Below are 13,722 nucleotides of genomic sequence, written 5' to 3'. Positions count from 1 at the left end.
CATGAAAGTGCTGCGAATCATGTAGAACAATCCTTCGGGCCTGCCCGTGAGATATGTCCTCGGGCGGAATGGTTTCGCGTCATAAGGGTCTAGGGAGGCCGGGGTGGACAACGACAGCACCGCAAAATTCCGTAAGCCGGCGGCGGTGATCGCCGCCGTCGCTTTATCGACGTCGGCGCTGTTTGCTGGTACCGCGGTCAGTTCAGCGGATCCGTTCGGCGACGACGACGGTGGCGGCAGCAGCTACAGCGGCGACGACGGCGGCAGCGCACCCGAGGCCCCGTCCGGCGGCGGCGTGGAGGAGCCCTCGGACGGCGGGATCCATCAGGAACCGGGCGGCGGCGAACCGCCTGCCGGCGCTCCTCACGACGAACCGGGCGGCATCGACATGCCGGGCGGTGGCATGCACGACGAGCCCGGCGGCACCGAACCGCCCACCGGCGCCACAAACGACGAACCAGGCGCGCCCTCTGAGCCCGGCGGTGCCGAAGCCCCCGGCGGCGGCGGCACGAACGAGGCGCCCGGCACCCCGGCGCCGGCGCCCGGCGGCGGCACGCAGGAACCCACGAACGCCGACGGGCTGGCCGAACCGGCCGAGCCGCAGGTGTCCCAGGAAGACGTCGCCACGGCGCTCGCCTCGGAGGTCGAGACCACCACGTCCACCGAGGTGACGTCCGAGGAGGTCACCTCCTACCAGGAGTCGGTGTCGTCGACGGTGAGCACCTCGACCATGACCACCGGCATGACCCTGAGTAGCCCGGTGACACTGTGGAATTCGAGCTGGATCACCTATGACCGCTTCTACCGTCCGGTGTTCACCAATCCGTACCGCACGCCGCTGAGCGTGCTGTACGACTACGGCGGACGCACCCAGGTCTTCACGGTGCCCCCGCTGCAGCGCGCCGCGCTGAACGTGCCCAATGCCGGCACCTACAACTTCACCGCGATGACGCGTCCGGCGTCCGGACCGGCTACCAACCTGTCGGTGGGCAGCTTCTCCGGCGGCGGGTACCAGCCGGGTCCGGGCCAGGCGCCGCCGCAGAAGCCGGCGCCGGTGAACACCCAGAAGAACGTGCTGGTTCAGGTCAAGTTCGACCGGGGACAGTCCGAACCGTTCCGGGTGACGTCGCTCACCGACCTGGGCAAGGATCCGGCCGTCAACAACGCCACCAAGGTCCTGCTCGACGAGGAGGTCCCGGCCTGGGGCGAGTGGTCGAAGACCGACAAGGGCGACGCGTTGTTCGTCATCAACCAGACGCAGCTGCTGCCCGGCATCCAGCGGCCGGCCCAGGAGCCGCTGCCCGGCTACAACGTGAAACTGGCCGCCGCGTCCAAATCGACGTCGTGGATCGACAGGAACCGGAGCGTCCTGATCAGCGTGGCCGTCGCGGCGGGCGTACTGGCACTGGCCGTGGTCGGGTTCATGATGGTTTCGCGGCGCCGCGGCACAGGCGGGTGATTGAGGGTTAGTCTCGTCCGCTATGAGTGATCTGCCGTCGCAATGGACCCATGAGCCGCGCAAGGTCCTGCGGTTCAGTCCCGGTGACAAGGTGGCCGACATCGACACCGATTCCTCACCGGGTTACTCCGACGGCAAGGACGGGTCGGAGGAGCTGCAGGACGAACGCAACGAGCGGTTCGCCGGTCTGCAGGAGATGCTCTACGCGAACGGCCGCGCCGGCGACAACCGCTCACTGCTGCTCGTCCTGCAGGGCATGGACACCGCCGGCAAGGGCGGCACCGTGAAACACGTTGTCGGAGCGGGCAATCCGCAAGGCATCCATTACACGAGCTTCGGCGTGCCAACCGAGGAGGAGCGTGCCCACCACTACCTGTGGCGCGTACGCAAGGCGCTGCCCGCGGCAGGCAACATCGGGGTGTTCGACCGGTCCCACTACGAGGACGTGCTGGTCGTGCGGGTGCACGAGCTGGTTCCGCGCGACGTGTGGGAGCCACGCTACGACGAGATCAACGCCTTCGAGAAGGAGCTCGTCGAATGCGGGACCACGATCGTCAAATGCGCGATGTTCGTCTCCCTCGACGAGCAGAAGAGGCGGCTCTCCGAACGCCTCGAACGTCCGGACAAGTACTGGAAGTACAACCCGGGCGATGTCGCTGAGCGCAAGCTGTGGCCGGCGTATCAAGAGGCGTATCAGGCAATGCTGGACCGGACCTCGACCGATTACGCCCCGTGGTTCGTCATCCCCTGTGACAAGAAGTGGTATTCCCGGCTGGCCATCAACGAGCTGTTGATCGAGGCGCTCAAAGGAATGAAGCTGGAGTGGCCGCCCGCCGACTTCGACGTCGAGGCGGAGAAGAAGAAACTGGCGGAGGCTTAGGCCGGCCTGAGCCTCAGCCCTTGACCAGGGTGAACTGACCGATGTTGGTGATGCCGCGGCGGAAGAAGTCCGCGCACCCGGTCAGGTACTTCATGTAGCGCTCGTAGATTTCCGTCGAGGTGATCGCAATGGCCTCGTCCCGGTTGGCGACCAGCTTGGCCGCCCACATGTCCAGCGTGCGAGCATAGTGATGCTGCAGCAGGTGAACGCGCTCGAGGGTGAAGCCGGAATCGACGGCCAGCTGCTCGATGTCCTCGACGGCAGGCAGCCGGCCGCCCGGGAAGATCTCCTGCTCGATGAACTTCATGAACTTCAGGTCGCTGATCGTGACCTTGATCCCGTTGTCGCGGAAGAACTTCTGGGTGTGCGCCAATATCGTGTGCAGCAGCATGCGGCCGTCGTCGGGAAGCAGCTGGTAGGCCTTCTCGAAGAACAGTGGGTAACGCTCGACCTTGAACGCCTCGAAGGCGCCGATGCTCACGATGCGGTCGACGGGCTCGTCGAACTCCTCCCAGCCCTGCAGCCGCACCTCGATGGAGCGGTTGGTGTCGAGTTTGGCCAGGCGCTTACGTGCGAACTCCGACTGGTTCTTGCTCAGAGTGATGCCGATGACGTTGACGTCGTACTTCTGGACGGCCATCTCGAGCGCCCCGCCCCAGCCGCAACCGACGTCGAGCAGTGTCATGCCGGGCTGCAGGTCGAGCTTGCCCAACGCGAGGTCGAACTTGGCGGTCTGGGACTCGTCGAGCGTCATGTCGTCGCGCTCGTAGTAGCCGCAGGTGTAGCCCATGGTCGGGCCCAGGAACAGGGCGAAGAAGTCGTCGGAGACGTCGTAGATGGATTGTGATTCCTCGTAGTAGGGAGTCAGATCCGTATCCACATCGGCCATCGACAGCTACCTCCAACGCATTGTGTGCACGGCCGGTTGCCGCGAAATGCAATGTTGCTGCGCGGCCCCCCGACCAAATCCAGGAGCCTAGCCAATCAGCGAAGGAAATGCACAAGCGGCGCGTGCGGCGGTGCGCTCAGTAGGTGTAAAACCCCTGGCCGGATTTCTTGCCCAGCTGTCCCGCCTCGACCATGCGCAGCAGCAATGGCGGCGGCGCATAGTGCGCGTCCTTGAGTTCGTCGTACATCGAGTCGGCGATGAGCTTCATGGTGTCCAGGCCGATCAGGTCCGAAAGACGTAGCGGGCCCATCGGGTGGGACAGGCCGGCGACGATTGCGGTGTCGACGTCCTCGATGGTGGCCACGCCGGCCTCGACCATGCGGATGGCGGACAGCAGGTAAGGCACCAGCAGGGCGTTGACGACGAACCCGGAGCGGTCGCCACAGCGCACCACCTTCTTGCCGAGCACCTCACCGGCGAACTGCTCCACCCGGGCGATGGCGTCCGCGGAGGTGACCAATGTGTTGACCAGCTCGACGAGCGGCAGCACCGGAACCGGGTTGAAGAAGTGCAGGCCCAGCACCCGGCTCGGATTCTTGGTCGCCGCAGCGATCTTCATGATCGGGATGCTCGAGGTGTTGGACGCGAGCACGGCGTCGGGGTCGGTGATGAGCTCGTCGAGTTGGGCGAAGATCTTGCCTTTGACGGCCTCGTCCTCGACGACGGCCTCGATCACCAGCTGACGATCCGACAGAGCCGCCATATCCGTGGTGAACGTCAGTCGGGCCAGCGTCGCGTCGCGATCGGCTTCCGAGAGCTTGCCCTTGCTCGTCGCGCGTTCGAGCGAGGAGGTGACGCGGTCACGTCCGGCGTTGATCAATGCGTCGGTCGGCTCGTAGACGACGACGTTCGCACCCGCCTTGGCGCACACCTCGACGATGCCCGAGCCCATCTGCCCGGCTCCGACCACACCCACTCGTTCAATACTCACGAGAACTCTTTCTACTAGAGGCGCGAACAGACACAAACTCGCACTCTCGGATGTCCGATCGTGCGAGTTTGCGTCTGCTCGTGCGGTGATTTAGTGGAACTGGCCCTCTTCGGTCGAGCCCGCGAGCGCGGTGGTCGACGAGGTCGGGTCCACCGTGGTGGCGATCCGGTCGAAGTAACCGGCGCCCACCTCACGCTGGTGCTTGGTGGCGGTGTAGCCGCGCTCCTCGGCGTCGAACTCGCGCTCCTGCAGCTCGACGTAGGCGCTCATCTGGTTGCGGGCGTAGCCGTAGGCCAGATCGAACATCGAGTAGTTCAGGGCGTGGAAGCCGGCGAGGGTGATGAACTGGAACTTGAAGCCCATCGCGCCGAGCTCCTTCTGGAACTTCGCGATCGTCGCGTCGTCCAGGTGCTTGCGCCAGTTGAACGACGGCGAGCAGTTGTAGGCCAGCATCTGGTCCGGAAACTCGCTCTTGACGCCCTCGGCGAACTTGGCTGCCAGCTCCAGGTCCGGGGTGCCGGTCTCCATCCAGATCAGGTCGGAGTACGGCGCGTAGGCCTTGGCGCGGGCGATGCACGGCTCGAGACCGTTCTTCACCCGGTAGAAGCCCTCGGCGGTGCGCTCACCGGTGACGAACGGCTTGTCGCGGTCGTCCACATCTGAGGTGATGAGCGTGGCGGCCTCGGCGTCGGTACGGGCGATGACGACGGTCGGGACGTCGGCGACGTCGGCCGCCAGGCGGGCCGAGGTCAGGGTGCGGATGTGCTGCTGGGTCGGGATCAGCACCTTGCCACCGAGGTGGCCGCACTTCTTCTCCGAGGCCAGCTGGTCCTCCCAGTGCGAACCGGCGACACCGGCGGCGATCATCGCCTTCTGCAGCTCGTAGACATTCAGTGCGCCACCGAAGCCGGCTTCGCCGTCGGCGACGATCGGGGCGAGCCAGTTCTCGATCGAGGTGTCACCCTCGACCTTGGCGATCTGGTCGGCACGCATGAGCGCGTTGTTGATCCGGCGCACGACCTGCGGCACCGAGTTGGCCGGGTAGAGGCTCTGGTCGGGGTAGGTGTGGCCGGACAGGTTCGCGTCGCCGGCGACCTGCCAACCCGACAGGTAGATGGCCTTCAGGCCGGCGCGGACCTGCTGCACGGCCATGTTGCCGGTCAGGGCGCCCAGCGCGTTGACGAACTCCATGTCGTGCAGCTGGTTCCACAGCACCTCGGCGCCGCGGCGGGCCAGGGTGGCCTCTTCGACGACACTGCCCTGCAGCGCGACGACGTCGGCCGGGCTGTAGGTACGGGTGATCCCTTTCCAGCGGGGATTGGTGTCCCAGTCCTTCTGGATTTCTTCTGGGCTCTTCGGCTGGCCAACGTTGGACAGTGTCATGGGCGCCTGCGCTCCTTCTTTATCGACTGGCCACCTTGACGGCAAATCAGTTGTTAACGTCAACGCAGCGTGGCTGGTGTGCTGAGTCGAGCATGCCTCGCACCATTAGCGCAGTTCAAGCCATTAAGAGTGCCAATTTTCGCCAACCCGACTGGTAACTCTGCAAAGGTTGCGAAGACAGCCAACAGCTGAACCGGTTCAGAAGTTACCGTTCAGTAGCAGATTCCCGCAGGTCAGTACGCCCGTACTGTTAAACCGGGGATGGTCAGACCGCGAAGATCGATGCGACGGCTTTGACGTCTTCGCCGACAACGTATGTGAGCGTTCTAACAGTGCGATCCGCGAGCTCCGGGCCGAACTTGTCGGTGGAGCCGGGCGGATACACGTGCAGCAAGATCTCCAGCCTGTCGCCGAACGCGACCGGCGCATCGTGTTCGATGGTGACCCGCAGCGGCGACTCGAACAGCTCCGGCTGCGGCGCCAGGAACTCCTCGACCACCTTCCAGTACACCGAGTTGTTGACATGGTCGAATAGGTCGATGTCGCTGACCCGGATGGGGAAAGCACGGATCTCGTTGGCGTCATGCCGGGAGCCGGCGGTCAGATAGGCCTTCCAGCGCAGCCGCTTCACATCGGTGGTGCGCTGCAGACCCTCCAGGAAGTCGTCGGCGATGCGGGCCGGCCCCTGAGTCTCCCGGTTGATGTTGATCCAGAAGGCCTCGGATTCAATGAGGCCGCCCTTGCGGCCGTCGATCCGGACCCGCATCTCACACCAGCGGTTCGAGGTCCCCGAGCACCAGCGCCGCAGCCGCAGCATCTCCGGGTACTCGATCGGGCGGATCAGATCGACCATGGTGCGCCGGACGATCCACAGCGGATGCGTTTCCTCGTGGCCCATCTCGCGGAGCTGGTCCTGGCCGATGTCCTGGATATGGCGGCAGGCGGCGTCCAGACGCAACCGGCCGACGCGATCGATATCGCCGACGCGCAGCGGCCATTCGCGGTCGAAAACATCGGGATGCGGATCGGGAACCGGCATCAACACCTTTGCCAAGCCGGTGTCGGTGGTGCTGGTGGTCATCTGGTCTGTCGTCCTCTCCCATCCCGTCCCAGCGCGATCATGCCAAAGGCCCTCCCGGATGCCAACCAGCCTGCGTTGGCAACGCTGCGAAGCAGCCTTCGCAGGCGTGAGTAGGCTGGGCGCGTGGCCAAGACGTTCGTCGGCTCCCGGATACGACAGCTCCGCAGCGAACGCGGATTCAGCCAAGCCGCACTGGCCCAGATGCTGGAGATATCACCGAGCTATCTCAACCAGATCGAGCACGACGTCCGGCCGTTGACCGTCGCGGTGCTGCTGCGCATCACCGAGGTATTCGGGGTTGATGCCACCTTCTTCTCGTCGGAGGACGACACCCGACTGGTGGCCGAACTGCGCGAAGTGACCATGGATCGCGACCTCGACCTCGATGTCGACATGACCGAGATCGCCGACATCGTCGGCACCCACCCGGCGATCGCCCGCGCGATCGTCAATCTGCATCGCCGCTACCGGATCACCACCGCGCAACTCGCGGCAGCCACCGAGGATCGATTCAACCTCAACACCGGGGGCAGTGGCTCGGCGTCGATCTCCATGCCGCACGAGGAAGTTCGCGACTACTTCTACCAACGGCAGAACTATCTGCACGAACTCGACACCGCCGCCGAGGATCTCACCATCCGGATGCGGATGCACCGTGCCGAGCTGTCCCGGGAGTTGGCCGACCGGCTGACGATGGTGCATGGCGTGCACATCATCCGGCGTGTCGATATGGGCGATACCGTGCTGCACCGATACGACCCGGTGGCGCGCACTCTCGAGATCAGTAACCACCTGTCGTCGGGCCAGCAAGTGTTCAAGATGGCCACGGAGCTGGCGTATCTCGAGTGCGGTGACCTGATCGACAAGTTGGTCGACGAGGGAAAATTCACCAGCGAGGAGTCGCGGAAGCTGGCCCGCCTGGGCCTGGCCAGTTACTTCGCGGCCGCAACGGTGTTGCCCTACGGGCAGTTTCACAATATGGCCGAGAACTTTCGCTACGACATCGAGCGACTCTCGGCCTTCTATCAGGTCAGTTACGAGACGATCTGCCATCGGCTCTCGACGTTGCAGCGGCCGTCCATGCGTGGCGTACCGTTCTCGTTCGTCCGGGTGGACAAGGCCGGGAACATGTCGAAACGCCAGTCCGCCACGGGCTTTCACTTCTCCTCCGCCGGCGGCACCTGCCCACTGTGGAACGTCTACGAGACGTTCTCGAACCCGGGCAAGATCCTGGTGCAGATCGCGCAGATGCCCGACGGGCAGAACTACATGTGGGTGGCGCGCACAGTTGAACGGCGGGCGTCGCGCTACGGCCAGCCGGTCAAGACCTTCGCGATCGGACTGGGCTGCGAGATGCGGCATGCCAACCGGTTGGTTTACTCGAAGGGTCTTGATCTGTCATCAGACAGCGCGACACCGATCGGTGCGGGCTGCCGGGTGTGCGAACGGGACAACTGCCCGCAGCGGGCATTCCCGGCATTGGGACGGGCGCTGGATCTCGATGAGCACCGCAGCACGGTGTCACCCTATTTGGTCAAGGAGTCTTGATGGGTCAACGTATTCCACCCGGGAGCCGACGTGAGCTCGGCCTGGTCAACTGGGGCATCTCCCGGCTGGGTGCACGGTCGATTCGCGCTCCGCACATGCACCTTTTCGAAGTCCTGGGCCGGCACAAGCTGCTGTTCCTGTCATTTCTGCCGTATTCGGGTGTGCTGCTGAATTGGGGCAAGCTACCCAAGCGGGACAAAGAGCTGGTGATCCTGCGCGTCGGTCACCTGCGCGGTTCGGAGTACGAGCTGCAGCAGCACCGCAGGCTGGCCGGCAGCCGTGGCGTCGATGCGGCGTTGCAGGACAGGATCTTTGCCGGCCCGGCGGCCGAGGGACTGACTGACCGGCAGCGCGCGCTGCTGACCGCGGTGGACGAGTTCGTGCTCAATCGCGACCTGTCCGATGACACGTTCGCCACACTGTCGACGCACTTGAGCCGCGAGCAGGTGATCGAATTCTGCGCCCTGGCAGGGCATTACGACGCGATCGCAGGGATTCTGGCCACTCTGCGGGTTCCGATGGACTTCCCCGACTAGGACGGGCTACCCCTTGTAGGGCTGGGCCTTGTGCGTCACGACGGCCTTCTCGGTGTCCAGAACGGTCGGTGGAATCGTTGTGGTCACCGTCTCACCCTGAGTCATGGGGCCAGGCATCACCGGTGCCGCCACCGGCGACGAATCCATCGGCACACCGTCGTCGAACGCGACGGTCAGGCCCCCCATCGCGAGCACGGCGCCGCCCCCGATCACTGCCATCAGAACTTTCGTGCGCCCAGCACGTGCCGACTCGGCCATGTCGCCCCCCGTTCACAGCCGGACCCTGTCTGGCACCGGCTATTACGGAGTCGACACCCTGTTGCTTGAGGCAGCCTGAAACGGACCTGCCGAACAGCTGGCAGATCCGTCTACAGGTAGGTGACGCCGAGAACGATCAGCGTGAAGATCACCGGTGAGACCGGCACGCAGCCGAGAAAAGCCGCCCACACCATGCTCTTACGCTGGTACGCCCGCCATGCCAGATAGCCGACGACCGCGGTGACAACGAGGATCACCGCCGAGAGGATCAGCACCCAGAAGCTGACGTCCTGCCCGCTGGTCGCCAACGAGATACCGATCAGCCATAGGATGTGGCCCAGCACAATGCCGCCGATACCGGCTATCAGCGTCGGTCTCAAAAGTTGATCATGTGGCCGGCGAGACCGTGGAAGCATTCCTGGAGTGCCTCCGACAGCGTCGGGTGGGTGTGCACGTTGCGGGTCAGCTCGTTGACGGTTAGATCCCACTTCTGTGCCAAGGTCAGCTCCGGCAGGAGTTCGGAGACGTCGGGCCCGATCAGGTGGCCGCCGAGGAGCTCGCCGTATTTGGCGTCGGCAATGACCTTGACGAAGCCGGTCGGGTCGCCCAGCCCGTGCGCCTTGCCGTTGGCGGTGAACGGGAACTTGGCCACCTTCACGTCGTAGCCCTCGTCGCGGGCCTGCTGTTCGGTGAGGCCGAAGCTGGCGACCTGCGGCTGGCAGAACGTCGCGCGCGGCAGCATCCGGTAGTCACCCAGGGCCAGCGTTTCGGCACCGGCGATGGTCTCGGCGGCCACCACACCCATCGCCTCGGCGACGTGCGCGAGCTGCAGCTTGGCGGTGACGTCGCCGATGGCGTAGATGTGCGGCACATTGGTGCGCATGTAGTCGTCGATGCCGATGGCCTTGCGGTCGGTCAGCTCGACGCCCGTCTTGTCGAGTCCGAAGCCTTCGACATTCGGGGCAAAGCCGATGGCCTGCAACACCTTCTCGGTCTTGATCTCCTCGGTCTTGCCGTCCTTGCTGACCACGACAACCACGGACCCGTCGGCCTCGTTATCAGTGATGGACTCGACCTTGGTGCCGGTGAGGATCTTCACGCCGAGCTTCTTGTACTGCTTCTCGATCTCCTTGGAGACCTCGGCGTCCTCATTGGGCAGCGCGCGCGGCAGGAACTCGACGATGGTGACGTCGACGCCGTAGTTCTTCATGACGTAGGCGAATTCCATGCCGATCGCGCCGGCGCCGGCGATGACGATCGACTTGGGCAGCTCCCGGGACAGGATCTGCTCCTCGTAGGTGACGACGTTCTTCGACAGCGAGGTGCCCGGAACCAACCGGGTACTCGAGCCGGTCGCGATGATCGCGTTGTCGAACTCGACCTTCTCGGTACCGCCCTCGTTGAGGTCGACCTCGATGCTGTTCGGGCCGGTGAACTTCCCGTAGCCGTGGATCTCGGTGATCTTGTTCTTCTTCATCAGGAAGTGCACCCCGGCCACACGGCCGTCGGCGACCTTGCGGCTGCGGTCGAAGGCGACTCCGTAATCGAAGGTGGCCTCTCCGCTGATGCCGAACGTCTTGGCGTCCTTGGTGAAGATGTGGGCCAGCTCGGCATTGCGCAGCAACGCCTTCGACGGGATGCAGCCGACATTGAGGCAGACTCCGCCCCAATACTTGGGTTCGATGATTGCGGTGTTCAGTCCGAGCTGTGCCGCGCGGATCGCCGCGACGTATCCGCCGGGACCGGCTCCGACAACGACGACGTCATAGTGAGTCACGACCTCAGCCTATCGTCGGACGGGCAATCCATTCGAAGTAGTAGGCGCCATGCAGCAGCGCGGCGGTGGCCACCGAGGCCAACGGTGCCGACATCAGCGCGATGGCCAGGGCCGTTACCGATGGCCGGTTCGGCACCATCGAGACCAGCATGCTGGCGACCGAGCAGACGATCAGGTAGATCAGCACGCAGAACACCGCGGGGGTCTTCTGCAGCGAGGTGTACCACCAGAAGTAGAAGCCCAGGCCGGCGGCTGCGGCCAGCACCCATACCGCGGCGACGATGAACACGAAGTGCCACCGCTTCACGTACTGATGGGTGCCGGCGGCGGCGGTCGACGCGGGCGGCACCACCACCGGCTCCGCGTGTAGCGAACCCTCGACCCGGTGCAGGAACGCATCGGTGTCGAAGTTCTCCAACTCGCTAAAGGCGATGGATTCCTCCGAGACTTCCGCCTCGGGTTCGTCGGTCAGCGACCGGAGTGCGTGGGGATGCGGGCCGGTGTCGAAGATCGGCGCGTGGTGGGGCTCGGTCGACGGAAGGGACGTTTTTTCAGCCATGGGACACCACCTGAACCAGAACCAATGCCCCCAGCCAACCTGGCGCCATCGCCAGAATGAATGCCCCCACTGTCGTCATCCAGCGGCGGCCCGAGAACAGGATCAGCAGTATGCCGATGACGCTCGGAACAGCCACCACCAAGCCGACCACCAGGTCGGGGCGAACGGGGGTCTTGACCAGCAGGGTGGCCACGACCGCCGCAATGAGGCCGGTCACGGTGCCCACCAGCAACGCACTTGTGAGCAGCCATGCCCGAGGCAGGGGTATCACGCTTATCAGGGTACGTGCAGTGGCACGGACTATTGCTGAACGACTCCGGCGCGCCGACCAGGGATTGCACACGCGTCTGGTGCCTCGATGACCACAAGATCGGTCCGTTCAGCGGGTCGCGCACCGCGCTCGTAATCGGCTCCGGTCAGCGGAGAATCGCTGGCCAGCAACCGGTTTTCCGCATCGGTGAACGCCCGTCCGCGGCTGAGGAAGCGCATCCCCTCGGGGGCCTCGAGGCTGAAGCCGCCGCCGCGACCGGGGACGACGTCGATGACGAGCTGGGTGTGCTTCCACGTCTCGAACTGCGGGCCGGAAATCCAGACCGGGGTGCCTTCGAGAACCCCGAGCAACACGTCACGGTCGCCGACGATGAAGTCCCCGTCCGGGTAACACATCGGCGACGACCCGTCGCAGCAGCCGCCGGACTGATGAAACATCAGCGACCCGTGCCGCTGCTGCAAGCGATGCAGCAGCTCAGCAGCCGCCGCGGTGATCAGTGCCCGCGGCGGCGTCTGCTCCGTCATCAACGGTGCCAATCCTTCCTTCTTCGCTCCGCTCGTCAGAAGAATCCCTGCGCCTTGTTGGAGTAGGACACCAGCAGGTTCTTGGTCTGCTGGTAGTGGTCGAGCATCATCTTGTGGTTCTCGCGGCCGATGCCGGACTGCTTGTACCCGCCGAACGCCGCGTGCGCGGGATAGGCGTGGTAGCAGTTGGTCCACACCCGGCCGGCCTTGATGTCGCGGCCGGCGCGGTAGGCGGTGTTGCCGTCGCGGCTCCACACTCCGGCGCCCAACCCGTAGAGGGTGTCGTTGGCGATGCGGATGGCGTCGTCGTAATCGCTGAACGAGGTCACCGACACCACCGGGCCGAAGATCTCTTCCTGGAAGACCCTCATCGCGTTGTCCCCGGTGAAGATCGTCGGCTGCACGTAGTAGCCGCCGTTGAGGTCGCCACCGAGGTCGGCGCGCTCCCCGCCGGTGACGATCTGGGCGCCCTCACTCTTGCCGATCTCGATGTAGGACAAGATCTTCTCGAGCTGATCGTTGGACGCCTGCGCCCCGATCATCGTCTCGGTGTCCAGCGGGTCACCCTGGCGCACCGCCTTGGTACGGATCGCGGCCATGGCCAGGAACTCGTCGTAGATATCCGACTGGATCAGGCTGCGCGACGGGCATGTGCAGACCTCGCCCTGGTTGAGGGCGAACATCGTGAAGCCCTCCAACGCCTTGTCCTGGTAGTCGTCGTTGGCGGCCATCACATCGGAGAAGAAGATGTTCGGGCTCTTGCCGCCCAACTCCAGGGTGACCGGGATCAGGTTCTGGGAGGCGTACTGCATGATCAACCGGCCCGTGGTGGTCTCCCCGGTGAACGCGATCTTGGCGATCCGGTTGCTCGACGCCAGCGGCTTACCCGCCTCGACACCAAAGCCGTTGACCACGTTGAGGACTCCGGCGGGCAACAGGTCGGCGATCAGCGAGATCAGATACAGCACCGAGGCCGGGGTCTGCTCGGCGGGCTTGAGCACGATCGCGTTGCCCGCGGCCAGCGCCGGCGCCAGCTTCCACACCGCCATCAGGATCGGGAAGTTCCACGGGATGATCTGCCCAACCACACCAAGCGGCTCGTGGAAGTGGTAGGCGACGGTGTCCTCATCAATCTGGGACAGGGCGCCTTCCTGGGCGCGGATCGCGGCGGCGAAGTACCGAAAGTGGTCCACCGCCAACGGAATATCGGCGTTCAGCGTTTCCCGGATCGGCTTGCCGTTGTCCCACGACTCGGCCAGCGCGATCGACTCCAGGTTCGCCTCGATGCGGTCAGCGATCTTGTTCAGGATCACCGCCCGCTCCCCCGCCGACGTCTTCCCCCAGCCGGGCGCCGCAGCGTGCGCGGCGTCCAACGCCTTCTCGATATCGGCCTCGGTGGACCGCGCCACCTCGCAGAACACCTCACCGGTCACCGGTGTCGGGTTCTCGAAGTACTGGCCGCCCACCGGCGCCGTCCACTCACCACCGATGAAGTTCTCGTAGCGGGACTGAAAAGACATGGCAGATCCCGACGTTCCGGGGCGGGCGAACACTGGCATAGGTACT

General features: G+C 64.7%; 15 protein-coding genes. 4 read left to right on the top strand and 11 right to left on the bottom strand.

Annotation, left to right across the window (positions count from 1 at the left end; translation table 11 throughout):
* Nucleotides 1-103: 103 nt before the first annotated feature.
* Nucleotides 104-1,459 (top strand): hypothetical protein, encoded by a 1,356-nt coding sequence (locus CRM90_RS01770; protein WP_102805279.1) that lies wholly within the window; start codon nucleotides 104-106, stop codon nucleotides 1,457-1,459.
* Between the two features lie 22 nt (nucleotides 1,460-1,481).
* A complete protein-coding gene (locus CRM90_RS01765; protein ID WP_102805278.1) occupies nucleotides 1,482-2,339 on the top strand; it encodes a polyphosphate kinase 2 family protein in 858 nt (285 codons plus the stop codon).
* Nucleotides 2,340-2,352: 13 nt separating this feature from the next.
* Here CRM90_RS01765 and CRM90_RS01760 read toward each other — a convergent pair whose 3' ends face one another.
* From CRM90_RS01760 to CRM90_RS01745, 4 genes are all read right to left on the bottom strand, one after another.
* Nucleotides 2,353-3,228, bottom strand: coding sequence for a cyclopropane mycolic acid synthase family methyltransferase (locus CRM90_RS01760; protein WP_102805277.1), 876 nt, complete (start codon nucleotides 3,226-3,228; stop codon nucleotides 2,353-2,355).
* Between the two features lie 136 nt (nucleotides 3,229-3,364).
* Nucleotides 3,365-4,219, bottom strand: a complete 855-nt coding sequence (locus tag CRM90_RS01755; protein ID WP_102805276.1) for a 3-hydroxybutyryl-CoA dehydrogenase — start codon at nucleotides 4,217-4,219, stop codon at nucleotides 3,365-3,367.
* Between the two features lie 90 nt (nucleotides 4,220-4,309).
* Entirely contained in the window at nucleotides 4,310-5,596 is a 1,287-nt protein-coding gene (aceA, locus tag CRM90_RS01750; protein WP_102805390.1) for an isocitrate lyase, read from the bottom strand.
* 271 nt (nucleotides 5,597-5,867) lie between these two features.
* Entirely contained in the window at nucleotides 5,868-6,683 is an 816-nt protein-coding gene (locus CRM90_RS01745; protein WP_102805275.1) for an acyl-[acyl-carrier-protein] thioesterase, read from the bottom strand.
* 123 nt (nucleotides 6,684-6,806) lie between these two features.
* On the opposite strand from CRM90_RS01745, the gene ramB reads away from it, so the two are divergent.
* Both ramB and CRM90_RS01735 read left to right on the top strand, forming a co-directional pair.
* Nucleotides 6,807-8,231, top strand: coding sequence for an acetate metabolism transcriptional regulator RamB (gene ramB / locus CRM90_RS01740; RefSeq protein ID WP_102805274.1), 1,425 nt, complete (start codon nucleotides 6,807-6,809; stop codon nucleotides 8,229-8,231).
* Nucleotides 8,231-8,767, top strand: coding sequence for a carboxymuconolactone decarboxylase family protein (locus CRM90_RS01735; protein WP_102805273.1), 537 nt, complete (start codon nucleotides 8,231-8,233; stop codon nucleotides 8,765-8,767). The genes ramB and CRM90_RS01735 overlap by 1 nt, the downstream gene beginning before the upstream one ends.
* A gap of 6 nt (nucleotides 8,768-8,773) precedes the next feature.
* Here the strand turns inward: CRM90_RS01735 and CRM90_RS01730 are convergent, their stop codons facing one another.
* The 7 genes from CRM90_RS01730 to adh all read right to left on the bottom strand — a co-directional run bounded on the left by CRM90_RS01730 (nucleotide 8,774) and on the right by adh (nucleotide 13,715).
* The gene (locus CRM90_RS01730) at nucleotides 8,774-8,986 is read right to left on the bottom strand and encodes a hypothetical protein (protein ID WP_142391310.1); all 213 of its coding nucleotides are present in this window, start codon (nucleotides 8,984-8,986) and stop codon (nucleotides 8,774-8,776) included.
* Nucleotides 8,987-9,135: 149 nt separating this feature from the next.
* Nucleotides 9,136-9,405 (bottom strand): hypothetical protein, encoded by a 270-nt coding sequence (locus CRM90_RS01725; RefSeq protein ID WP_199189732.1) that lies wholly within the window; start codon nucleotides 9,403-9,405, stop codon nucleotides 9,136-9,138.
* The gene (gene lpdA / locus CRM90_RS01720; protein WP_102805270.1) at nucleotides 9,402-10,802 is read right to left on the bottom strand and encodes a dihydrolipoyl dehydrogenase; all 1,401 of its coding nucleotides are present in this window, start codon (nucleotides 10,800-10,802) and stop codon (nucleotides 9,402-9,404) included. Before lpdA ends, CRM90_RS01725 begins: the two co-directional genes overlap by 4 nt.
* Before the next feature lie 4 nt (nucleotides 10,803-10,806).
* Nucleotides 10,807-11,361, bottom strand: coding sequence for a hypothetical protein (locus CRM90_RS01715; RefSeq protein WP_102805269.1), 555 nt, complete (start codon nucleotides 11,359-11,361; stop codon nucleotides 10,807-10,809).
* A complete protein-coding gene (locus tag CRM90_RS01710; protein ID WP_102805268.1) occupies nucleotides 11,354-11,632 on the bottom strand; it encodes a putative holin in 279 nt (92 codons plus the stop codon). Before CRM90_RS01710 ends, CRM90_RS01715 begins: the two co-directional genes overlap by 8 nt.
* A gap of 29 nt (nucleotides 11,633-11,661) precedes the next feature.
* Complete coding sequence (locus tag CRM90_RS01705; RefSeq protein ID WP_102805267.1) at nucleotides 11,662-12,156, bottom strand: DUF779 domain-containing protein; 495 nt, start codon at nucleotides 12,154-12,156, stop codon at nucleotides 11,662-11,664.
* A gap of 35 nt (nucleotides 12,157-12,191) precedes the next feature.
* Nucleotides 12,192-13,715: an aldehyde dehydrogenase gene (gene adh / locus CRM90_RS01700; protein WP_102805266.1), complete on the bottom strand. Its 1,524-nt coding sequence runs from the start codon at nucleotides 13,713-13,715 to the stop codon at nucleotides 12,192-12,194.
* Between the last annotated feature and the right edge of the window lie 7 nt (nucleotides 13,716-13,722).

The organism is Mycobacterium sp. ENV421, from assembly GCF_002887815.1.
GTDB lineage: Bacteria > Actinomycetota > Actinomycetes > Mycobacteriales > Mycobacteriaceae > Mycobacterium.
This window is presented reverse-complemented; position numbering and strand designations above follow the sequence as displayed.